This window comes from Enterobacter cloacae complex sp. IR5384 (assembly GCF_049237265.1).
Lineage (GTDB): Bacteria > Pseudomonadota > Gammaproteobacteria > Enterobacterales > Enterobacteriaceae > Enterobacter > Enterobacter cloacae.
Genome location: NZ_JBMKHJ010000040.1, coordinates 12,226 through 34,386, shown reverse-complemented (window position 1 = coordinate 34,386; position 22,161 = coordinate 12,226). Strand labels below are relative to the sequence as shown.

Annotated in this window: 20 protein-coding genes; 12 read left to right on the top strand and 8 right to left on the bottom strand. The window is 57.0% G+C overall.

Annotation, left to right across the window (positions count from 1 at the left end):
• The first annotated feature begins 13 nt into the window (after positions 1-13).
• From osmX to osmV, 3 genes are read left to right on the top strand one after another with little or no spacing between them, the layout of a single operon-like run.
• Positions 14-913, top strand: coding sequence for an osmoprotectant ABC transporter substrate-binding protein OsmX (gene osmX, locus ACOTX3_RS22585; RefSeq protein ID WP_013096822.1), 900 nt, complete (start codon positions 14-16; stop codon positions 911-913).
• A gap of 8 nt (positions 914-921) precedes the next feature.
• A complete protein-coding gene (osmW, locus tag ACOTX3_RS22580; RefSeq protein ID WP_006808875.1) occupies positions 922-1,569 on the top strand; it encodes an osmoprotectant ABC transporter permease OsmW in 648 nt (215 codons plus the stop codon).
• On the top strand, positions 1,569-2,717 hold the full coding sequence (gene osmV / locus ACOTX3_RS22575; protein WP_013096823.1) for an osmoprotectant ABC transporter ATP-binding protein OsmV: 1,149 nt from the start codon (positions 1,569-1,571) through the stop codon (positions 2,715-2,717). Before osmW ends, osmV begins: the two co-directional genes overlap by 1 nt.
• A gap of 42 nt (positions 2,718-2,759) precedes the next feature.
• Here the strand turns inward: osmV and ACOTX3_RS22570 are convergent, their stop codons facing one another.
• Both ACOTX3_RS22570 and ACOTX3_RS22565 read right to left on the bottom strand, forming a co-directional pair.
• Positions 2,760-3,227, bottom strand: a complete 468-nt coding sequence (locus ACOTX3_RS22570) for a DUF6392 family protein (protein WP_044158498.1) — start codon at positions 3,225-3,227, stop codon at positions 2,760-2,762.
• The gene (locus tag ACOTX3_RS22565; protein ID WP_127869186.1) at positions 3,224-4,921 is read right to left on the bottom strand and encodes an S-type pyocin domain-containing protein; all 1,698 of its coding nucleotides are present in this window, start codon (positions 4,919-4,921) and stop codon (positions 3,224-3,226) included. The genes ACOTX3_RS22570 and ACOTX3_RS22565 overlap by 4 nt, the downstream gene beginning before the upstream one ends.
• A gap of 255 nt (positions 4,922-5,176) precedes the next feature.
• Here ACOTX3_RS22565 and clcB point away from each other — a divergent pair, with 255 nt between their 5' ends.
• Positions 5,177-6,487 carry a voltage-gated ClC-type chloride channel ClcB gene (gene clcB, locus ACOTX3_RS22560; RefSeq protein WP_013096825.1) on the top strand — a complete coding sequence of 437 codons (1,311 nt, stop codon included), beginning with the start codon at positions 5,177-5,179 and terminating at the stop codon, positions 6,485-6,487.
• On the opposite strand, the gene bioD is transcribed toward clcB, so the two are convergent.
• The 3 genes from bioD to ACOTX3_RS22545 form a co-directional block, all read right to left on the bottom strand.
• On the bottom strand, positions 6,422-7,117 hold the full coding sequence (gene bioD / locus ACOTX3_RS22555) for a dethiobiotin synthase (RefSeq protein ID WP_013096826.1): 696 nt from the start codon (positions 7,115-7,117) through the stop codon (positions 6,422-6,424). The two genes, clcB and bioD, sit on opposite strands and share 66 nt — an antisense overlap.
• A gap of 130 nt (positions 7,118-7,247) precedes the next feature.
• Positions 7,248-8,468, bottom strand: a complete 1,221-nt coding sequence (gene mlc, locus ACOTX3_RS22550) for a sugar metabolism global transcriptional regulator Mlc (RefSeq protein WP_013096827.1) — start codon at positions 8,466-8,468, stop codon at positions 7,248-7,250.
• Between the two features lie 121 nt (positions 8,469-8,589).
• Entirely contained in the window at positions 8,590-9,495 is a 906-nt protein-coding gene (locus tag ACOTX3_RS22545; protein WP_023620317.1) for a LysR family transcriptional regulator, read from the bottom strand.
• Between the two features lie 121 nt (positions 9,496-9,616).
• On the opposite strand from ACOTX3_RS22545, the gene ACOTX3_RS22540 reads away from it, so the two are divergent.
• Positions 9,617-10,870 (top strand): MFS transporter, encoded by a 1,254-nt coding sequence (locus ACOTX3_RS22540; protein ID WP_058679526.1) that lies wholly within the window; start codon positions 9,617-9,619, stop codon positions 10,868-10,870.
• A 76-nt stretch (positions 10,871-10,946) separates the two neighbouring features.
• Here ACOTX3_RS22540 and ACOTX3_RS22535 read toward each other — a convergent pair whose 3' ends face one another.
• The 3 genes from ACOTX3_RS22535 to ACOTX3_RS22525 form a co-directional block, all read right to left on the bottom strand.
• On the bottom strand, positions 10,947-12,338 hold the full coding sequence (locus ACOTX3_RS22535; protein WP_058679527.1) for an APC family permease: 1,392 nt from the start codon (positions 12,336-12,338) through the stop codon (positions 10,947-10,949).
• Positions 12,328-12,513: a hypothetical protein gene (locus ACOTX3_RS22530; RefSeq protein ID WP_418250462.1), complete on the bottom strand. Its 186-nt coding sequence runs from the start codon at positions 12,511-12,513 to the stop codon at positions 12,328-12,330. The genes ACOTX3_RS22535 and ACOTX3_RS22530 overlap by 11 nt, the downstream gene beginning before the upstream one ends.
• A 181-nt stretch (positions 12,514-12,694) precedes the next feature.
• Positions 12,695-14,113, bottom strand: coding sequence for a glutamine synthetase family protein (locus ACOTX3_RS22525; protein ID WP_058679528.1), 1,419 nt, complete (start codon positions 14,111-14,113; stop codon positions 12,695-12,697).
• A 214-nt stretch (positions 14,114-14,327) separates the two neighbouring features.
• Between ACOTX3_RS22525 and puuD the strand changes: the two genes are divergently transcribed.
• From puuD to asr, 7 genes are all read left to right on the top strand, one after another.
• Entirely contained in the window at positions 14,328-15,092 is a 765-nt protein-coding gene (puuD, locus tag ACOTX3_RS22520; protein ID WP_014831700.1) for a gamma-glutamyl-gamma-aminobutyrate hydrolase, read from the top strand.
• A gap of 25 nt (positions 15,093-15,117) precedes the next feature.
• Positions 15,118-15,675 (top strand): HTH-type transcriptional regulator PuuR, encoded by a 558-nt coding sequence (gene puuR, locus ACOTX3_RS22515; protein WP_013096835.1) that lies wholly within the window; start codon positions 15,118-15,120, stop codon positions 15,673-15,675.
• Between the two features lie 157 nt (positions 15,676-15,832).
• Positions 15,833-17,326: an aldehyde dehydrogenase PuuC gene (puuC, locus tag ACOTX3_RS22510; protein WP_058679529.1), complete on the top strand. Its 1,494-nt coding sequence runs from the start codon at positions 15,833-15,835 to the stop codon at positions 17,324-17,326.
• A complete protein-coding gene (locus tag ACOTX3_RS22505; RefSeq protein WP_058679530.1) occupies positions 17,323-18,603 on the top strand; it encodes an NAD(P)/FAD-dependent oxidoreductase in 1,281 nt (426 codons plus the stop codon). The genes puuC and ACOTX3_RS22505 overlap by 4 nt, the downstream gene beginning before the upstream one ends.
• 25 nt (positions 18,604-18,628) lie before the next feature.
• The gene (puuE, locus tag ACOTX3_RS22500) at positions 18,629-19,900 is read left to right on the top strand and encodes a 4-aminobutyrate transaminase (RefSeq protein WP_038980440.1); all 1,272 of its coding nucleotides are present in this window, start codon (positions 18,629-18,631) and stop codon (positions 19,898-19,900) included.
• 150 nt (positions 19,901-20,050) lie between these two features.
• Positions 20,051-21,538: a carboxypeptidase M32 gene (locus ACOTX3_RS22495; protein WP_127869185.1), complete on the top strand. Its 1,488-nt coding sequence runs from the start codon at positions 20,051-20,053 to the stop codon at positions 21,536-21,538.
• A 148-nt stretch (positions 21,539-21,686) separates the two neighbouring features.
• Positions 21,687-22,076 (top strand): acid resistance repetitive basic protein Asr, encoded by a 390-nt coding sequence (asr, locus tag ACOTX3_RS22490; protein WP_013096840.1) that lies wholly within the window; start codon positions 21,687-21,689, stop codon positions 22,074-22,076.
• Positions 22,077-22,161 lie beyond the last annotated feature (85 nt).

Genomic DNA, 22,161 nt, shown 5'->3' with positions numbered 1-22,161 from the left:
ACAAGGAGCTTTCATGAGACTAATATCCAGCCTGACGGCGCTGTGTGCCGCGGCGCTCTTCACCAGCCAGGCGATAGCCGCCCCGCTGATTCTGGCGACCAAGAGCTTTACCGAGCAGCATATTCTCTCGGCCATGACCGTGCAGTACCTGCAAAAGAAAGGGTTCCAGGTGCAGCCGCAAACCAATATTGCGACCGTTATCTCCCGTAACGCGATGATCAACAAACAGATTGATATGACCTGGGAGTACACTGGTACATCGTTGATCATCTTTAACCACATCAACAAACGCATGTCGCCGCAGGAGTCTTACGAGACGGTTAAGCGTCTGGACGCGAAGCACGGTCTGGTCTGGCTCAAACCCGCCGATATGAACAACACCTATGCCTTCGCCATGCAGCGTAAACGCGCCGAAGCGGAACATATCAACACCATGTCTGAGATGGTGGCGAAGATTGAGCAGGTGCGTAAAACCAACCCGGATAAAAACTGGCTGCTGGGACTGGATCTTGAGTTTGCCGGGCGCAGCGATGGGATGAAGCCGCTGCAGAAGGCCTACAACATGGCGCTGGACCGTCCGCAGATCCGCCAGATGGATCCCGGTCTGGTATATAACGCGGTGCGCGACGGTTTTGTTGATGCCGGGCTGATCTACACCACCGACGGCCGCGTGAAAGGTTTCGACCTCAAAGTACTGGAAGATGATAAAGGCTTCTTCCCGAGCTATGCCGTCACCCCGGTGGTGCGTAAAGACACGCTGGAGGCGAACCCGGGGCTGGAAGAGGCGCTTAACACCCTCTCCGCCCAGCTCAACAACGACGTTATCACCGAGCTGAACAAGAAGGTGGATATCGATCATCAGTCACCGCAGCAGGTCGCCCGTGATTTCCTGCGTAGCAAAAAGCTGTTGTAGGAGGCGCTATGGAGACGATTCACTACATTCTGGATAACTGGGATTACCTCTTAACCCTGACGCTGCAGCATCTGTGGCTGGTGGCGCTGGCGGTTGGCCTGGCCATTATTATCGGCGTTCCGCTCGGCATTTTAATTGTCCGTCACAAATGGCTGGCGACACCGGTGCTGGGCATCGCGACCATCGTGCTGACCATTCCGTCCATCGCACTGTTTGGCCTAATGATCCCGCTGTTTTCGCTGATCGGTCAGGGCATTGGTGCCCTGCCCGCCATTACCGCGGTGTTTCTCTACTCGCTGCTGCCGATTGTACGCAACACCCATACCGCGCTGGACAGCCTGCCGCCGGGTCTGCGTGAGGCCGGACGCGGCATCGGCATGACCTTCTGGCAGCGGCTGCGCTGGGTTGAAATTCCCATGGCGCTACCGGTGATTTTCGGCGGCATCCGCACCGCCGTGGTGATGAACATCGGCGTAATGGCGATTGCCGCCGTGATTGGCGCGGGCGGCCTGGGCCTGCTGTTGCTTAACGGCATCGGCGGGAGCGATATCCGCATGTTGATTGCGGGGGCACTGATGATTTGTCTTTTAGCGATTGTGCTCGACTGGCTGCTGCACCGTCTGCAGGTGGTACTGACTCCGAAGGGGATTCGATAATGATAAAACTGGAAAACCTCACCAAACATTTTTCACAGAAGCATGGCCAGACCTTTAAGGCCGTGGACAACGTCAACCTGAACGTGCCCGAAGGGGAAATGTGCGTCCTGCTCGGCCCGTCCGGCTGCGGGAAAACCACCACCCTTAAGATGATCAACCGCCTGATTACGCCAAGCAGCGGCACGATCCTGATTAACGGTGAAGACACCAGCGGGATGGATACGGTGACGCTGCGCCGCAACATCGGCTACGTGATTCAGCAAATTGGCCTGTTCCCGAACATGACCATCGAAGAGAACATTACCGTGGTGCCGCGCATGCTGGGCTGGGATAAAGCCCGGTGTAAAACCCGTGCCGAAGAGCTGATGGATATGGTGGCGCTGGATCCGCGTAAGTTTCTTCACCGCTATCCGCGCGAGATGTCCGGCGGCCAGCAGCAACGTATCGGCGTGATCCGCGCGCTGGCGGCCGATCCGCCGGTACTGCTGATGGATGAGCCCTTCGGCGCGGTGGACCCCATCAACCGTGAAGTGATCCAGAACCAGTTTCTGGAGATGCAGCGCAAGCTGAAGAAAACCGTGATGCTGGTCAGCCACGATATCGATGAAGCCCTGAAGCTGGGCGATCGTATCGCCGTTTTCCGTCAGGGGAAGATTGTCCAGTGCGCCAGCCCGGACGAGCTGCTGGCGAAGCCGGCGAACGAGTTTGTCGGCTCGTTTGTGGGTCAGGACCGCACTCTGAAGCGCCTGCTGCTGGTGTCGGCAGGCGACGTCACCGACCAGCAGCCTACTTTCACTGTACGCGGCTCTACCCCGCTTCCAGAGGCCTTTGCCACCATGGATGATCACGATATCCGCGCCATCACCGTGGTGGACGAGCACGGTAAACCGCTGGGGTTTGTGAAACGCCGGGAAGCGCGCAACGCCAGCGGCACCTGTGCCGATATCCTGCATCCGTTCCGCATGACCGGCAAAGCGGAAGATAACCTGCGCGTGGTGCTCTCCCGCCTGTATGAAAGCAACACCAGCTGGATGCCGATTGTGGATGAAGAGGGTCGCTATAACGGTGAGATTTCGCAGGACTATATCGCGGAGTACCTCAGCTCAGGGCGTACGCGCAGGGCGCTGAATATTCACAGTGAGAATTGAGAATTATACCAGAAAAGCCCCTTTCGGGGCTTGTATAGAGCATTACCAGCGAAGCTCTGACGTTAGCATATAGGTTATAGACCTCACGCTATCCTCTACGTCATAGTTAATCTGCATGCTCGTGGGAATATCGTGATCCTTTACCTCATAGAGGTCTGTCCAACCATAATCCCTATTCATTACAGTGTAAGGCGGCGCGCTTCGTAGCGGCTCTCCAAGATTTTCATTAACCCATTTGCGTGACATAGACGCCTGCAAGGGTGCTGGTAGTTCATTAGGAAATGTCCAACTGGACGCAGGTTCGTGCTGAATTCTGAGTGTGACAGATTTCAAAATCCGCCCCTCTCGCCAGAAAGAAAGAAAAATCCCTTCCTGAGCCATTTCAAGGTTGATGGTCGGTGTTCCAGAAGATCCCTTCGGGGCAGTCTTATACGGAATTAAATCCTTATCAAGCATATATTGATAAGACTTACCAAGACTATTTATCAGCGCTTCAACGTTTACCGTCATTTGTACAGCCCCGCTTCACTATTTATTTTATGCATTTTCACCCTTGCTGCTTCGATCTGAATTTCGGTCGCGCCATGATCTTTCAATGCCGGTTTTATGGCATCCAGATTGCGATCCACTGCTGCCCTGAGGTTCCTGGAGTCAAGATCAATTTGTGTAGGCGTATTACGTCCACCATATGTCTCGCTTATTTTGTGATGCATATCTTTCGGGATCACGATGGCAGCAACTTTATCAGTCAGCGCAAGTATCTCGTCATCATCTAGCAACGGATAATTAGCTCTCAGATATGCATCAACAGCAGCTCTGGACGGCATGTGATCCGCCTCATACATCCCCTGCCGCGAACGGCGTTTAAAGTCACTGTATAGCTCGACTTCCAGAAACTCCACCGGTGGTTTGCTCAGGTAGATATAAATCGGCGGCAGGTCAGGGAACGGCAGGATCAGAATGTAATCCGCGAAACGCTTTTCTTCCTGTGCCGGGCTGGTGGTCGCCGTTATGCCGGTGTTAACGGGCAGCGGGTCAACAACGACCGGGTTCGGCAGCACTGGCCGCGCCTGGTCGCCGGTGTTCCACGGCTTTTTCTCGTCTGTTCGGTCAGGCGTCCACACGATGGTGATGCGCGGTTCTTCCTCCGTGGTGAAGGTGTACGCCTGCGCGCTACTGTCGTACTCCATTTTTCTGACGCGCACACTGTCCCGGCCAGGCGGCGTGTGCCAGCCATGCGGCACCGGGTTCCCCCGGCTGTTGCTCTCCCACGTATAGCGCACCCTGCTCGGGGCTTCACGCATCTGCGCCAGGCGCATACGGTCAATAAAGTCCTGTTCGCCGTCGTTCAGCCTGCCGGGCATCATTCCCACCAGCAGCCCGGCCACGGGTGCGCCCGCTCCGGCGGCAGCTATTTCACCCAGCCCGGCGGCACCACGCACCGCCCATGTGCCGTAGGTCAGCGCCCTGCCGCTTATCAGCTCCAGCAGGCTTGCGCCCGCTGTGGCCGTCTGCGCGCGCGTAGCTGCAGTTGCGGCGGCAACAGCGGCCTGATAATCCATCTCCTCCTGGTTGCCGTTCCACCAGCGATAAAGGGCGCTGCGCTTTTTCGGTCTGGGGATATCCTCTGGCTTTTTCTTTCTGGCGGTCTGCGCGTGCTGCGGGGTGTCTGAATCGGTTGCCGGGTCGCTGGCCGGCATGGCCAGGAAAAATGCCATATCGGCAAAATTAGTATGGGGTTCGCGCTCGTCACCGGCATCATTGCAGCCATCCCCCCGCAGGCAGGATTTTGCAAATACCCGGTTGCGCTCCCTTTCCTCCTCTCTGCGGTTTTCTTCAGCCTGCTTTTCTGCTGCCAGCCTGGCGGCGTGTTGTTCCCTGGCAACATCAACCGGGTCTCGGCCACGTCCCAGCCACTGACCTGCGGGAGCAATTACCCGATTTGAACCTAGTGGGCAATCACAGTGTACTTTTGAACCGTGAACGGCGACGGGTACGCCGTGAAATGTCACCCGTTCCTCACCTGATACAATCACGCCCTTCCTGCCACATTTAGGACAGGGAGTGGTTTTATCACCTACCCTGAGAATTCTGCGTCCAAATTCGGTGCTGTCCGTAATAGACGCAATACACCTGGCACCGGTAGTCGTTTTATCATTCTCAAGCGCCTGTCCCCGACCAAAATTATCGGTACGGTAACCCATGCGTTACGCTCCGGTAATTAGTAAATTGATTACTCATAAAGAATTCCCTTTTCCTTTTCGTTAATAAAAAAGGAATTTTACTATGAATATGAGTTAACCAGATTTATTCCGCACATTTGGTTAATATTTAACAACCAAATAAATCACCACTAAAAATAAACAACTTAAATATTTAGAACACCCCTATAAACACTCATTTGCATACTGGTTGAGTTCCTATCACAATAGAATACCGATCTCGTTTACTCGCGACCCATGCAACGTCTTCATACTTACCCCGATATCCGCGCGATGTTTCGCCGGCTTCTGATTGCCACCGTCACGGGCGTACTGGCCGCGCTGGCCGTTGCCGTGTTTCGCCACAGCATGTATCTGCTGGAGTGGCTGTTTCTCAGTAACGACAGCGGCAGCCTGGTGAATGCCGCGGCGGCGTTGTCCCCCTGGCGTCGCATGCTCACGCCTGCTCTTGGCGGCCTGGCAGCCGGATTGTTGCTGTGGGGGTGGCAGCGGCTGACGGCGCAACGCCCGCATGCGCCTACGGATTATATGGAAGCGCTGGAAACGGGTGACGGGCAGTTCGATTACGGTGCCAGCCTGGTCAAATCCCTGGCGTCACTGCTGGTGGTTTCCAGCGGAAGCGCCATCGGGCGTGAAGGCGCGATGATCCTGCTCGCTGCCCTCGCCGCCTCCTTGTTTGCGCAGCGCTTTACGCCGAAGTCCGAATGGAAATTATGGATAGCCTGCGGGGCTGCGGCGGGAATGGCCAGCGCCTACCACGCGCCGCTAGCCGGAAGCCTGTTTATTGCGGAAATCCTGTTCGGCACGCTGATGCTGGCCTCGCTCGGCCCGGTAGTCATTGCGGCCGTCGTCGCGCTGCTGACGACGCGTCTGTTAAGCCCTGGCGCTACCACGCTGTATGAGGTGCATCTCAGCGAAACGCTCACTGCGGGCGATTACGGATTGATCGTTATCATCGGTCTGCTGGCGGGCGTCTGCGGCCCGCTGCTGATGTGGCTGATGACGGTTAGCCACGCCCTGTTTCTGCGTCTCAAACTCTCACCACCCTGGCAGCTGGCGCTCGGGGGGCTGATCGTCGGGATGTTGTCGCTTCTTACGCCCAAAGTGTGGGGTAACGGCTATAGCGTGGTGCAGGCCTTTCTGCTCTCACCGCCGCTGCTGTCCGTTATTGCGGGCGTGTTTATCTGTAAGCTGCTGGCGGTCCTGGCAAGCAGCGGTTCGGGCGCACCGGGCGGGGTCTTCACGCCGACGCTGTTTGTCGGGCTGGCGACAGGAATGCTGTTTGCGCAGCTTTTTGCGCTGTGGCTACCGGGTTCTGAAACGGCGATTTTGCTGGGACTGGCGGGGATGGCGACGTTGCTCGCTGCCACGACGCATGCGCCTATTATGTCGGCGCTGATGGTGTGTGAAATGACCGGGCAGTATTTTCTGCTACCCGGCCTGCTGATTGCCTGCGTTGTTGCGTCCGTGCTCTCGCGAACGTTACGCCACGACTCGATCTACGGCCAGCACACTGCCGAGAGCAGAGAGATCGATGTACTGCGCTAGTTCGCGCTGCTCGGCGCGCGGCAAATAAGGCAGTTCGCCCACCAGAGGGCCGGGCAGTTTTTTGCTCAGCACGTCGATGATTTCTGCATAGTGCGCAAGGCCCGGGTTGATACGGTTTGCCACCCAGCCCACTAACGGCAGGCCATCATTGGCGATCGCCTGCGCCGTGAGCAGCGCATGGTTGATACACCCCTCCTGGATGCCCACCACCATCACCACCGGCAGTTGCTCCTGCACCACCCACTCGGAAAGCGGACGCAAATCGTTCATCAGGCTGCGCCAGCCGCCCGTGCCTTCAACCACAACGTGATCAACCTTCTCGCTCAGGTTCGCCAGCCCATCCGACAGCAGGGTGTAATTTATCAGCCCGCTGTGCGCCACGCTGCTCTCCTCTTCGCTCAGGGCAATAGGATTGACCGCGTCATAAGGCAGCTCCAGGGATGAGACGCTTTGTAAAACCAGGGCATCTTTATTACGCAGCCCCTCTGGCGTCTCTTTACTGCCTTTTGCGACCGGTTTGTACCCTGCAACACGTTTACCGCTTGCTGCCAGCGCCTGTAGCAACGCGCGCGATACAACAGTCTTGCCGACAGAGGTATCTGTACCAGTAACAAAGAAACGCTTAAGCATGACTCATTCCACCTCTTGGGTATGCTTCGAAAATATAAACCAGGTAAATAATTCAGTGGGGGAAGTCTACGGGAAGCGTGCGCTATCCGGCTTGAGATAGCGCAATTTTTAGTAAGTCTGTGGAAAAGAGTTAGCCCTGCAGCAGGCGGATCAGTAAGGAGCCGTTATACATTGCATCTTTTACCAGCGCGGCGCCGGCCATGGTGCCCTGGTTCGAAAACTGCGTGCTTTCGACCACAATGTTTTTGCTGTAAGCGGGCAGCGCCTGTTGATTAATGCAGGCCGAGATCGCCGGGAAGAGGATATCCGCCGCCTGGCTGAGCGGGGAGCCGATCAGGATTTTTTGCGGGTTAAACAGATTCACCATAATGGCGAGAATGCGCCCGACGTTATTCCCTACGCCAGTAATGATGTCCTTAGCCAGCAGATCGCCCTGCCGCGCCGCTGTGCACAAGGAATCTACCGTCAGGGGTTGCCCGTGCAACGAGGAGCTCATGGACTGGCTGAGCCTCACCTGCGCCAGCTCCAGCACGCTTTCCACGCTGGCAATGGTCTCCAGGCAGCCGTGGTTGCCGCAGTAGCAGCGTTTCCCGTAGGGATCGACCTGCGTGTGGCCGATCTCCACCAGGCTACTGCTGCCCGCATGCAACAGGCGTCCGTCGGTGATGACGCCCGCCCCGACGTTATGGTCGATCACCACCTGAATGACATCCCGCGCCCCGCGTGACGCGCCAAACAGCGCCTCCGCCATAGTCCAGGCGCTGATGTCATGCTGAATGTAGACCGGTACGCCGGTATGGTTTTTCAGGACCTCACCCAGCGGCATCTCTTTAACGTCTTCATAAAACGGCATGCGGTGCACAATGCCGTTCTCGGTATCAATAATGCCCGGCATGGTGATGGCAATCGCCGTTAAGCGTTCAAGTTTCTGCTGGTGACGAATAAAGAAGTGATCGATATGTGTGACAATCGCCTCAAGAAGCGGTTGATCTGCGTTAAGCGGCAGCTCCAGCCGGTCTTCTACCACCAGCTTGCTGCTGAGATCGCGCAGCGCAAGAAAGATCTCACCCCGGCTGATGCGCAGCGACAGGTAATGCCACGCTTCCGTCTCCACCACCAGCCCGACCGCCGGACGACCCCGGCTCCCCGGCTCCTGAATCTCCGTCTCCTGAACCAGGTGGGCTTCCAGCATTTCGCGAACAATCTTGGTAATACTGGCGGGAGCCAGTTGGGCCAGGCGCGACAAATCGATACGCGAAACCGGACCAAGCTGATCAATCAGGCGATATACCGCGCCAGCGTTGGTCTGCTTAATCTGATCAATATGCCCTGGCTGACTATCAGCAACCACCTCGTACTCCCTTATTTTCGAGCTTCGAAATAAACTTTGGGCTATGGTGAAGCACTTGCATGGCCGTCGTCAAATATTTACTTAGCCATGTGATTTACTGCACATTTTTGCCCATTTTTCCCTATAAATATCGCCCGGCAGAGGCGGTGATAAGCTGCTTTTTAAAACGCTGTGCCGCATTGCTCTGTTCATGATGTCTGGACCACACCAGCCACATCTCCGATACCGCGTCGTCTTCGGCAAGCGGAACCCAGCACATTTCACGCAATTGTACCCGTTTAAAGGAGGCCGGGAGAATAGAAACCCCCAGCCCGGCGGCGACCAGACCTATTATCGTCATCGCCTCTCCTACCTCTTGGGTAATGACCGGGGCGAGATCGTAGCGGCGCATCAGGCCCAGAATATCGTCATACAGACCGGTTCCCACCTGCGGGTCGAAAAAGACAAACGGCTCTTTCGCCAGCTCCGCCAGCGTGACGGCAGGCTTCGACGCCAGGGGGTGATCGCGCGGGATCATCGCCATCAGCGGCTCACGCAGGATCACCTGCCACGCCAGCGAGTCCGGCAGTTGAGTGTTGCGCATCAGCCCTAAATCCAGCGCCCCTTCATTCAGCGGAGCAATTTGTTCCCGGGTATTAATTTCGCGCGTCTGAATATGCACGTCCGGGAAGTCACGGCGAAACGACGACAGGGTTTGCGAGACGGCGCTGATAAACGGGGCAGACGAGGTAAACCCGATGCGCAATTCACCGGCTTCCCCCAGGTAGAGCCGCTCTGCGCGGGCGGCGGCGTCGTCAACCATGCTCAGAATTTGTCGGCTGTCGGCCAGAAATTGCCTGCCTGCCGCCGTCAGGCTCACGCTACGGTTGGTGCGGGCGAGAAGACGGGCGCCAATCTGCTGCTCCAGGATCTGAATTTGCTGGCTGAGCGGCGGCTGCGAAATGTTCAGGCGCGCGGCGGCGCGGCCAAAATGGAGTTCTTCTGCCACCGCGACAAAGTAGCGTAAATGACGCAGTTCGATATTCATATTTTATAAGTATCATTTGAGATTATTAATATATTAGACAGAATATTTACATTTTCCTACCCTGAAGGGGTGGTCATACCCGTCACCAGAAACCACGGGGATGTTTAAGCAAGGAACATGTGTGAGTCGTACATCTACCGTTGATATCGAACCGGCACGCGATATCGATGATTTACCCGCAGCTTCTCAGCCGGCGCAGTTTATTAAACGTGGTACCTCCCAATTTATGCGCGTCACGCTGGCGCTGTTCTCAGCCGGTCTGGCAACCTTTGCCCTGCTCTACTGCGTTCAGCCTATCCTTCCCGTGCTGTCACATGAGTTTGGCGTCTCACCGGCCAGTAGCAGTATTTCTCTCTCTATTTCAACCGGGATGCTGGCTGTCGGCCTGCTTTTTACCGGCCCTCTCTCTGATGCCATTGGGCGTAAACAGGTGATGGTGACCGCGCTGATGCTGGCGTCGGTTTGTACGTTGCTCTCCACCATGATGACCAGCTGGCACGGGATCCTGATGATGCGCGCGCTCATCGGGTTATCCCTGAGCGGCGTGGCGGCGGTCGGGATGACTTATCTCAGTGAAGAGATCCACCCGAGCTTTGTCGCGTTCTCCATGGGGCTGTACATCAGCGGGAACTCCATTGGCGGTATGAGCGGACGCCTGCTGAGCGGCGTGTTTACAGACTTCTTTAACTGGCGCATTGCGCTGGCGGTGATTGGCTGCTTTGCACTGGCCTCTGCGCTGATGTTCTGGAAAATTCTGCCGGAATCACGCCACTTCCGCCCCACCTCCCTGCGTCCGAAAACGCTGTTTATCAACTTCCGCCTGCACTGGCGGGATAAAGGGCTGCCGCGGCTGTTCCTGACCGGCTTCCTGCTGATGGGATCGTTCGTCACGCTGTTTAACTATATTGGCTATCGTCTGATGCTTTCGCCGTGGCATCTGAGCCAGGCGGTGGTGGGCCTGCTCTCCGTGGCGTATCTGACCGGGACCTGGAGCTCGCCAAAAGCCGGAGCGATGACCGCCCGCTATGGCCGTGGGCCGGTGATGCTGGTCTCAACCGCCGTGATGTTGCTGGGCCTGTTGCTGACGCTCTTCTCGTCCCTGTGGCTGATTTTCACCGGGATGCTGCTCTTCTCTGCCGGTTTCTTCGCCGCGCATTCCGTTGCCAGCAGCTGGATTGGCCCGCGCGCCCGTCGTGCCAAAGGCCAGGCATCCTCTTTGTATCTGTTTAGCTATTATCTTGGCTCCAGCTTCGCCGGGACGCTGGGCGGTGTGTTCTGGCACAACTACGGCTGGAACGGCGTGGGCGGGTTTATCGCGCTGATGCTCTGCGGGTCACTGCTGGTGGGTGCCAGTCTTCATAAACGTCTGAGATAATCCGCCTGCTGGCTGATGTCCGGTAAGACGAGCGATCCAGATAAACGGCACCAGCGTACTGGTGCCGTTTTTACATTCAGGAATCCCAGGCCTGCTCTATCTTAGCGGCTTCAAACTGCGGAGGCGGTTTTCGGAAACGGCGCGTCAGCCATGTCAGATAAAGGACCCCCAGTGCCGCCCAGATGAGGCCAAGCGTCAGGGACGTCGCTTCGAGGTTTATCCACAGCACGCCGACCGTTATGGCACCAATGAGTGGCAGCAGGAGATAGTGGAACCGATCTTTCCACGTTTTGTTCAGCCCCTTACGCCGCCAGAAATGGTTGTACACCGAGAGATTAACAAACGTAAACGCCACCAGCGCGCCAAAGTTGATCAGCGCCGTCGCGGTCACGAGGTCAAAGTACAGGGCCGACAGCGCCACTATCCCTACCATAATGACGTTCAGGGCCGGAGTACGCCATTTCGGATGCACGTAGCCAAACACCCGCTCCGGAAAGACGTTGTCACGCCCCATCACATACAATAAGCGTGAGACGCTGGCGTGTGAAGCCAGGCCTGAAGCGAGCGTATTCACAAACGTGGTACACAGAAACACCGACTGGAAGAGCTTGCCGCCCACGTACAGCGCAATTTCCGGCAGCGCGGCGTCCGGGTTCTTGAAGCGCGCAATCGTCGGGAAGAAGAGTTGCATGAAAAACGAGGCAACAATGAATATCAGCCCGCCATACAGTGCGGTCAGGAAAATGGCTTTGGGAATAACCCGCGCCGCGTTTGGCGTCTCTTCCGACAGCGTGGTGACCGCGTCAAACCCGAGGAAAGAGAAGCAGACGATAGTCGCGCCGGTAATAATCGGGATCAGATGTGCGTTCTCGCTGATAAACGGCTGCAGCGACCAGACGGTGCCCACGCCCTCCCCCTTGTGCAGGCCATGCACCACGAGTATGACAAACACCACCATGATAGCGATCTGCACCAGCACAAACAGGGTGTTAAAGTTGGCGACCAAATTAACACTCTTCAGGTTCGCCAGCGTCAGGATCGTCACAAACCCTACCACCCACACCCACGGTGGGACTTCCGGGAACAATGCGGAAAGGTAGATCTTCGCCAGCAGCACGTTGATCATCGGCAGGAAGAGATAGTCCAGCAGCGATGACCAGCCGACCATAAATCCCAGGTGGGGTCCGATCGATTTCTGCGTGTAGGTGTACGCAGAGCCCGCTTCCGGGAACTGTCGTACCAGTTTGCCGTAGCTGATGGCGGTAAACATGACGCCCGCCAGCGCCAGGAGATACGAGGCGGGCACGTGGCCATTGCTGATACCGGACACAATGCCGAAGGTATCAAACACGGTCATGGGGGTGAGGTAAGCCAGCCCCATCATCACCACCTGCCAGAGTTTGAGGGAACTGCGCAGCCGGGTTCTTCCGGCCATGCCCGGCGAATCAAGAGATGTATTAGTCGCCATAAACCATCCCCCCCATGCTTACCGTGGTTTGCAATCGCGTTGACCTTAACGCAAACCTGCTTAGCAAAGGGGGAAGTTGTAAAGAACATACGCGATCGTACCAGCGCAGCGTCTCTCGCTCGCACTCACAGCAGGCGCCTGACTGGCCCCCTTCGCCCTGCGGATAGTTGAACATCTGCATCATTTCCTACCTCGTCACACAGTGTCGTTAAGAAAGTCCCTGTGCCGCCTGCGCTCCATAACGCGACTCCCGGGAGATAGCTGGCGTGCCAGCGAACAGTTCGGCCAGGCTCCGCGCAGGCCGTTTGGTGATACGTATGCAATGAAACAAAGCGGCCCCTGACCGGGGCACGTCATCAGGCGTTTTTCAGCATCCACTCGATTTCAGTTTCGGTAATCAGGCGTTCGAACTGCAGTAACTCATCATTTTTGCAGGCGTGATAGACGTGGCAGAAACGTTCGCCCAGTCGCTCGCGAAGGTGATCGTTTTGCATAAACTCCCACAGCGCATCGCTCTGACGAATCGGGAACGGCAATCCGTCCTGCTCCAGACCATTGCCTTCAACTTCTTCCTGCAGGGGTAAATCGTTATCCAGCCCGTGTAAAATGCCGGCAAAAATCGCCGCCATCACCAGATACGGATTCGCGTCTGCTCCCGCCACCCGGTATTCGACCCGATGGTTATGGCGATCGCCGCAGGGGATACGCAGGGCAACCGTGCGATTATTGTGTCCCCATGACGCCTGCGTCGGCACGTACATTCCCGGCTGGAAACGGCGGTAGGAGTTGACGTTCGGCGCCAGCAGTGCCATGGACGCTGGCATCAGATCGATCATCCCGGCCAGCGCGCGTTTCAGCAGCGTGGAATCCTCACCGCTGGCGTCTGCGAACACGTTTTCGCCTCTGTTGTTTTGCATGCTGATGTGGATATGCATCCCGCTGCCCGCATGTTCTTCATACGGCTTTGCCATAAACGTGGCGTGCATCTTGTGTTTTTCCGCCATCTGCCTGACGAGACGTTTTAGCGCCAGCGCATCATCGCAGGCATCCAGCACGTTTTCCGTATGGTGCAGGTTAATCTCAAACTGGCCCGGGGAGGCTTCAGCCACTGCCCCGTCGGCGGGGATCAACTGCAGCTGCGCCAGTTCGTCAATGTCATTCAGCACGTCAGCAAAGTGGTTGAGATGATCAACCGAGTAGACCTGACTCTGCGTGTTACGCACGTCGGTGCCCGGCGCGCAGGGTGGCTGCAGATAGCCGTCGGCATCGCGTTTACGGTCAAGTAAATAGAACTCCAGCTCTACCGCTACCACGGGGAACAGACCGCGCTGGCGCAGCTGCTGCCAGAGTCGGTTGAGTACGTTCCGCGGCTCAACGTCAAAGGGAGCGCCATCTTCATCGACCATGGTGAGCTGCACCTGACCAATATACTCCGGGTCGGCGGCGGAGGGTGTCAGGGTGCCCGGCACCGGCACACAGATACAGTCCGGCTCGCCCAGCTCCTGCCCCAGCCCTGCCTCTTCCACAACGTTACCCAGAATGTCCATGGCGAAAACCGATGCCGGGAAATAGCAGCCTTTTTCAAGTTTGCTCAGTCCGGCAACCGGGATGCGTTTGCCGCGAAAACAGCCGTTCAGGTCGGTCAGGAGGACATCAATAAACTGGGTGTCAGGATACTTTTCTAAATAGCGCTTCACTTCCTGCGTAAAGGCGCTGCCCCGCCTCTCATCCGTGTGCTGCACAAAGTTCTCAACTTCTACGATATTGGTTTCCATGATTTACCACCGTTTTTGGGATTTGCGTTCGCTGCTCTGGACTGTCAAATATAATGTCCACACTATCGAATCTGTATGCAAACAAATTGTTTGTCAAATGTTAAATTAAGTTTGCAAAAGGCAGATCCCGTTGCTAGATTGAGAAAATATTGAACGAAAAGGCCGTTTCACAGGCGAGAATGGCCTAAATTTAGTCCACTTTGTGAGGGCGATCATGGAAAATATAATGAACAAGCCAGTTATTGGCGTGGTGATGTGCAGAAACAGGCTTAAGGGTCATGAGACCCAGACCCTGCAAGAAAAGTACCTGAATGCCATTATTAACGCGGGGGGCTTACCTGTTGCCTTACCGCATGCGCTGGCAGAGCCAGAGCTTATTACCGCTCTGCTGCCAACCCTGGACGGAATTTACCTGCCGGGCAGCCCAAGTAACGTGCAGCCGCACCTTTATGGTGAAAACGGCGATGAGCCTGACGCCGATCCCGGGCGAGATCTTCTGAGTATGGCGCTGATTGCTGCCGCGCTCGAAAGGCGCATCCCCATTTTCGCCATCTGCCGGGGGCTGCAGGAAATGGTTGTTGCCACGGGAGGGACGCTGTATCGCCGCCTGTTCGAGCAGAACGACCTGCTTGAGCACCGGGAAGATCCTGAACTGCCGGTTGAGCTACAATACGCCCCTTCTCATGAAGTTCAGGTTCAGGAGGGAGGACTGCTGTCTCAATTAATACCAGGCTGTAACACATTTTGGGTAAACTCGTTACACGGGCAAGGTGCACGGACGTTAGGACCACGGCTCCGCGTGGAGGCCCGCTCGACGGACGGGCTCGTTGAAGCGGTCAGCGTTCATGACCACCCTTTTGCCCTCGGTGTGCAATGGCACCCCGAATGGAACAGCAGCGAGTACGCCCTGTCACGCATGTTGTTTGAAGGTTTTATCACCGCCTGTCAAAGCCACATTGCCGAGAAGCAACGGCTTTGACCACTACCGTAAAGGAAATGCAACTATGAGCGATGACGGACTGGCGCCAGGGAAACGTCTGTCTGAGATCCGCCAGCAATTGGGTCTCTCGCAGCGGCGTGCCGCCGAACTGTCTGGGTTAACACACAGTGCCATCAGCACCATTGAGCAGGACAAAGTCAGTCCTGCCATCAGTACGCTGCAAAAGCTGCTGAAAGTATATGGGCTGTCGCTCTCGGAATTCTTTTCGGAACCGGAAAAACCTGATGAACCGCAGGTGGTTATTAATCAGGAAGACCTTATCGAAATAGGCAGTCAGGGGGTTTCGATGAAGCTGGTTCATAACGGAAATCCGAACCGTACGCTGGCGATGATTTTTGAAACTTACCAGCCAGGAACCACGACCGGAGAGAGGATCAAACACCAGGGTGAGGAGATCGGTACGATACTGGAAGGTGAAATAGTGCTGACCATTAATGGCCAGCCTTATCACCTGGTTGCGGGGCAAAGCTATGCCATTAATACCGGCATACCGCACAGCTTCAGCAACACCTCGGCAGGCATCTGCCGCATTATCAGTGCCCACACCCCCACCACGTTCTAATTACCACTCAGTCCCGACGTAAGTGCGCTTACGCCGGGACAAATAAAAACGATCAATGTCGGCATTCAATGGGTTAATTCCCGGGATGCCCCACGGCTTCGTATTGCCTGAAACGGCCATGACCTTATTTATCTGATTGCGAAAGAAAGGAGTGAATATGCATTTTCAGCACCTGACTTACTGGCAGGATAAAGCAAAAAACAGCGCCATTGAGACCCGGTTATTTATTAACGGTGCCTATTGTGACGCCGCCGATAATGCCACATTTGAAACCGTCAATCCCGCGACACAACAGACGCTGGCGAACGTGGCCCGGGGCAAGCAGGCGGACGTGGACCGTGCAGTTCAGGCGGCGCGTGAGGTATTTGAGCGCGGTGACTGGTCGCAGGCGTCTCCGGCGCAGCGCAAGGCCGTGCTCAATAAGCTCGCCGATTTGATGGAACGCCACGGCGAAGAGCTGGCCTTACTGGAAACACTGGACACCGGTAAACCCATCCGCCACAGCCTGCGCGACGATATTCCCGGCGCGGCGCGCGCCATTCGCTGGTACGCCGAAGCGGCGGATAAAGTCTACGGCGAAGTGGCACCTACGGGGCCGGGCGAACTGGCGATGATCGTGCGCGAGCCGATCGGGGTGGTTGCGGCCATCGTTCCCTGGAACTTCCCGCTGCTGCTGGCCTGCTGGAAGCTGGGCCCGGCACTGATCGCGGGCAACAGCGTGGTATTGAAACCGTCGGAGAAATCACCGCTCACCGCCCTGCGGCTGGCCGGGCTGGCGAAAGAGGCAGGCCTGCCGGACGGCGTGCTGAATGTGATAAGCGGTTACGGCCACGAAGCGGGCCAGGCACTGGCACTGCATCCAGAGGTCGAGGTGCTGACGTTTACCGGCTCTACCCGTACCGGCAAGCAGCTGTTGAAGGACGCGGGAGAAAGCAACATGAAGCGCGTCTGGCTGGAGGCGGGCGGCAAGAGCGCCAACATTATCTTTGCCGACTGTCCGGACCTCGACAAAGCCCTGAGCGCGACCGCCGCCGGGATTTTTTATAACCAGGGGCAAGTCTGTATCGCCGGTACCCGCCTGCTACTCGAAGACAGCATCGCCGATGACTTTCTGGCAAAGCTGAAAGCGCAGGCCCGTCACTGGCAGCCGGGCGATCCGCTCGACCCTGACAGCACGATGGGCATGCTCATCGACGCTGCACATGCCGATACCGTCCACACGTTTATTCGCGAGGGAACCCGAAAAGGTACGCTGCTGCTTGACGGGCGGGAACAAGCATGGCCTTGTGCAGTCGGTCCCACCATTTTTGTCGACATCGATCCTGCCTCCCCGCTGTGCCGGGAAGAGATTTTCGGGCCGGTGCTGGTCGTCACCCGTTTTAAAACCGAAGAGGAAGCCTTAACGCTGGCCAACGACAGTGAATATGGGCTTGGCGCGGCGGTATGGACCCGCGATCTTTCCCGCGCGCACCGCATGAGCCGCCGCCTGAAAGCAGGCTCGGTCTTCGTCAATAACTATAACGACGGCGATATGACCGTACCCTTTGGCGGCTATAAGCAGAGCGGCAACGGTCGCGATAAGTCCCTGCACGCGCTGGAAAAATTTACCGAACTGAAAACCATCTGGATTGCCCTGGAGTCTCAATCATGACCGAACATACCACCAGCTACTACGCGGCCAGCGCGAACGCTTACGAACCTTTCCCGACGCTTAACGAGTCGATCAGCTGTGACGTGTGCGTGGTGGGCGGCGGCTATACCGGCCTCTCCTCCGCGCTGCATCTCGCCGAAATGGGCTACGACGTGGTGCTCCTTGAAGGGGCGCGCATCGGCTTCGGCGCCAGCGGACGCAACGGCGGCCAGCTGGTTAACTCTTACAGCCGCGATATCGACGTAATTGAGAAAAACTACGGTCCCGATGCCGCCAGAGTCCTTGGGAGCATGATGTTTGAAGGCGGGGAGATCATCCGGGAGCGTATCCAGCGCTATCAGATCCAGTGCGACTATCGTCCGGGCGGGCTGTTTGTGGCGCTAAACCATAAGCAGCTCGAGACGCTGGAGGAGCAAAAAGCCAACTGGGAACGCTACGGCAATACGCAGCTGGAGTTGCTGGACGCCAGTGCCATCCGCCGGGAAGTCGACAGCGAACGCTATACCGGCGCGCTGCTGGACCGCAGCGGGGGGCATATTCATCCACTGAACCTGGCGATCGGCGAAGCAGACGCCATTCGCCTGAACGGCGGGCGGGTGTATGAACAGTCCCCGGTGACCGCCATTCAGCACACCAGCCCGGCGGTGGTAAGCACGCAGCATGGCCAGGTGACGGCCCGCTATGTGATCGTCGCCGGGAATGCCTATCTGGGCGATAAGATAGAACCGGAACTGGCAAAACGCAGCATGCCTTGCGGCACTCAGGTTGTGACCACCGCCCCGCTGCCGGAAGCGCTCGTCCGCACGCTGATCCCCAATAACTACTGCGTGGAAGATTGTAACTACCTGCTGGATTACTACCGTCTTACCGCCGACAACCGCCTGCTGTACGGCGGTGGCGTCGTCTATGGCGCGCGCGATCCGGACGATGTCGAGCGTCTGGTGATGCCAAAGCTACTGAAAACCTTCCCACAGCTGGCCGGTGTCAAAATCGACTACCGCTGGACGGGCAACTTCCTGCTGACCCTGTCGCGCATGCCGCAGTTTGGTCGTCTGGATAAAAACATCTATTACATGCAGGGCTACAGCGGCCACGGCGTGACCTGCACCCACCTGGCCGGACGGCTGATTTCGGAACTGTTGCGCGGTGACGCTGAGCGCTTTGATGCGTTTGCCAACCTTCCGCACTACCCCTTCCCGGGCGGTCGCAGCCTGCGGATTCCATTCACGGCGATGGGCGCGGCGTATTACAGCCTGCGCGATCGTCTTGGCGTATGAGCGTTTCGACAAAAGGGTATCTGACATGAGTAACCAGGAATTTCATCAGCGTAGACTTTCTGCCACCCCGCGCGGCGTAGGCGTAATGTGTGATTTCTTTGCCCGCACGGCGGAGAATGCCACGCTTACCGACGTGGAAGGCAACGACTATATTGATTTCGCCGCCGGGATCGCGGTACTGAATACCGGCCATCGGCATCCTGAACTGGTGGCTGCAGTGGAAAAACAGCTTCACCAGTTCACCCACACGGCCTACCAGATTGTGCCGTATGAAAGCTACGTTTCATTAGCCGAAAAACTTAACGAGCTGGCTCCGGTGCAGAGCCCGGCCAAAACGGCATTCTTCACAACGGGCGCGGAAGCAGTGGAAAATGCCATTAAAATCGCCCGGGCCCACACCGGCAGACCGGGCGTGATTGCCTTCGGAGGAGGCTTTCACGGTCGAACCTATATGACCATGGCCTTAACCGGCAAGGTCGCGCCTTATAAGCTGGGATTTGGCCCCTTCCCGGGGTCGGTTTATCACGTGCCCTATCCCTCGGAGCTGCACGGCATCACGACGCAGGATGCCATCACGGCGATAGAACGTCTGTTCAAAGCAGACATTGAGGCGAAACAGGTAGCGGCGATTATTTTTGAACCCATTCAGGGTGAAGGCGGATTCAACGTCGCCCCGCCAGATCTGGTGGCCGCCATCCGCCGTATCTGTGATGAACACGGGATCGTGATGATTGCCGACGAAGTACAGAGCGGCTTCGCCCGTACGGGGAAACTGTTTGCCATGGAACACTACGCCGACAAGCCCGACCTGATGACGATGGCGAAAAGCCTGGCAGGCGGAATGCCGCTGTCCGGCGTGGTGGGTCGCGCCGAAATCATGGACGCGCCGGCGCCCGGCGGTCTGGGGGGGACCTATGCAGGCAACCCGCTGGCGGTGGCCGCCGCGCACGCGGTGCTGAATATTATCGACAACGAGTCACTGTGCGCCCGCGCCCGACATCTGGGCGATCGACTGAAAGCCACCCTGGAAGAGATTCAGGGCACCTTCCCTGCGCTCGTGGCGATAAGGGGAAGAGGATCGATGATTGCGGCGGAGTTTTTTGATCCCGAGAGCCGTGCACCTTCGGCCGCCATCGCACAGGCGATCCAGCAAAAGGCACTCGCCCAGGGCCTGCTGTTATTGATCTGCGGCCAGTACGGCAACGTGATCCGCTTCCTTTATCCGCTGACCATTCCGGATTCCCAGTTCACCCAGGCGCTGGCGATCTTGCAACAGGTTATGCGTGATAAGACCTAAGTAACCACCGAAAACCGTCTCCCGGCATTCCGGAGACGGTTTCAACGGAGGAGATCGGCTTAGATTTCCTCCGTGTGGGAAATGCTGGGGAATTTGGTCTGTTTCATTGTATGCTCCCTGAAACACATCCCTGGCAAGAGGAAATAAGAATTGCAAAAAACATCCGCCTATCAGTCACTTGTGAAAACCTTCCAGCGTCTCTCCCGCTTCTCGCATCTCTCCTCCATCGCCAGTTGGGACATGTTCACCATGATGCCGCCCGGCGGCAGCGCCGCGCGCGGTGAAGCGCTGGCGGAGATGAGCGTCCTGCAACATCAGATCCTGACCGACAAAAAAGTGGGTGAATGGCTGGCTGCAGCGGCAGGTGAAGATTTGAATGACGTCGAACAGGCCAACCTGCGTGAAATGACGCGTCAATATCAGCAGGCCTCTCTGCTGCCGGAATCGCTGGTGGAAGCCAAATCGCTGGCGGGCAGCAAATGTGAGCACGCCTGGCGTACCCAGCGTCCGGCCAATGACTGGCAAGGCTTTTCCGCCAATCTTAAAGAGGTGGTAAAACTCAGCCGTGAAGAGGCGCGTCTGCGCGCGGAGGCAAAAGGTTGCTCACCTTACGATGCGCTGCTGGATATTTTTGAGCCAGACATGACCAGCGCGCGTCTGGACGTGCTCTTTGCCGACATGAAGTCGTGGCTACCGGATCTGCTGGCAAACGTGGTCGACAAGCAGTCCAGGCAGACATTCGTTCCGCCTCAGGGCCCCTTCCCGACGGCAACGCAGCGTGAGCTGGGGCTGGAAGCCATGAAGATGCTCGGCTTCGATTTCAACGGCGGTCGTCTGGACGTGAGCGCGCACCCGTTCTGCGGCGGCGTGCCGAAAGATGTGCGCATTACCACGCGGTATGACGAAGATGAACTCCTCAGCGCCCTGTTTGGCGTGATCCACGAAACCGGACACGCGCGCTACGAACAGAACCTGCCGCGCGCGTGGGCCGGTCAGCCCGTTGCCCTGGCGCGTTCAACGGCAATCCACGAATCCCAGAGTCTGTTCTTTGAGATGCAGCTTGGCCGCAGCGAGGCGTTCCTGAAACATCTCCTCCCTGCCGTTCATGCCCGTTTTGGCAGCCAGGCGGCGTTTAGCGAAGAGAACTTTATCGCCTGGAACCAGCGCGTGAAGCCGGGCTATATCCGCGTCGATGCCGACGAAGTGAGCTACCCGGCACACGTGGTGCTGCGCTATGAGATTGAGCGGGCGCTGATCAATGGCGATATCGAGGTGGAGGACATCCCGGCCCTGTGGGATGAGAAAATGCAGGCGTGGCTCGGGTTATCCACCAAAGACAACTACCGCAACGGCTGTATGCAGGATATCCACTGGACCGACGGCGGATTCGGTTACTTCCCGTCTTATACGCTGGGGGCGATGTACGCCGCGCAGCTGTTCCATGCCGCGAAAACGGCGCTGCCAGGTCTGCAAGCCTCTATCGCTGACGGGGATCTGTCGGCCCTGTTTGACTGGCTGCGCCAGAACATCTGGCAACACGGCAGCCGGTTTACCACATCACAGCTGATCACCCAGGCGACGGGAGAAGATCTGAATATCCGCTACTTCCGTGAACACCTGACCTCGCGTTACCTGTAATGACCCACGCCGGGGAAAGCCCCGGCGTTGTACAAACGGTTACACGCCGATACCAATCACTCACGGAAACCCCGAATTTACAGGGATATAGTTATTTCAACGGCCCCGCAGTGGGGTTAAATGAAAAACCAAATTCGAGGGTATGAACATGAATAAAGTATTAGCTCTGGTTGTTGCCGCTGCTATGGGTCTGTCTTCTGCTGCGTTCGCTGCTGAGACTACTGCAACTGCTCCAGCTGCCGCTGCACCTGCTGCAACCACCGCTGCACCGGCAAAAACGGTACACCACAAGAAACATCACAAAGCCGCTAAACCTGCTGCTGAGCAAAAAGCGCAGGCGGCTAAAAAGCACCACAAAAAAGCCGTAAAACAAGACGCCGCTAAACCTGCTGTTGAGCAGAAAGCACAGGCCGCCAAAAAGCACCACAAAAAAGCGACTAAACCCGCTGTAGAGCAGAAAGCTCAGGCCGCTAAAAAGCATCACAAAAAAGCAGTAAAACACGAAGCTGCTAAACCAGCTGCTCAGCCAGCTGCGTAAGAGTACAAGCTAAACCGTGCCCTTCGGGGCACGTTGGTAAACCGGCGCTGAACCTTTCAATACAGCGCCGTTTTTTTATCCGGAG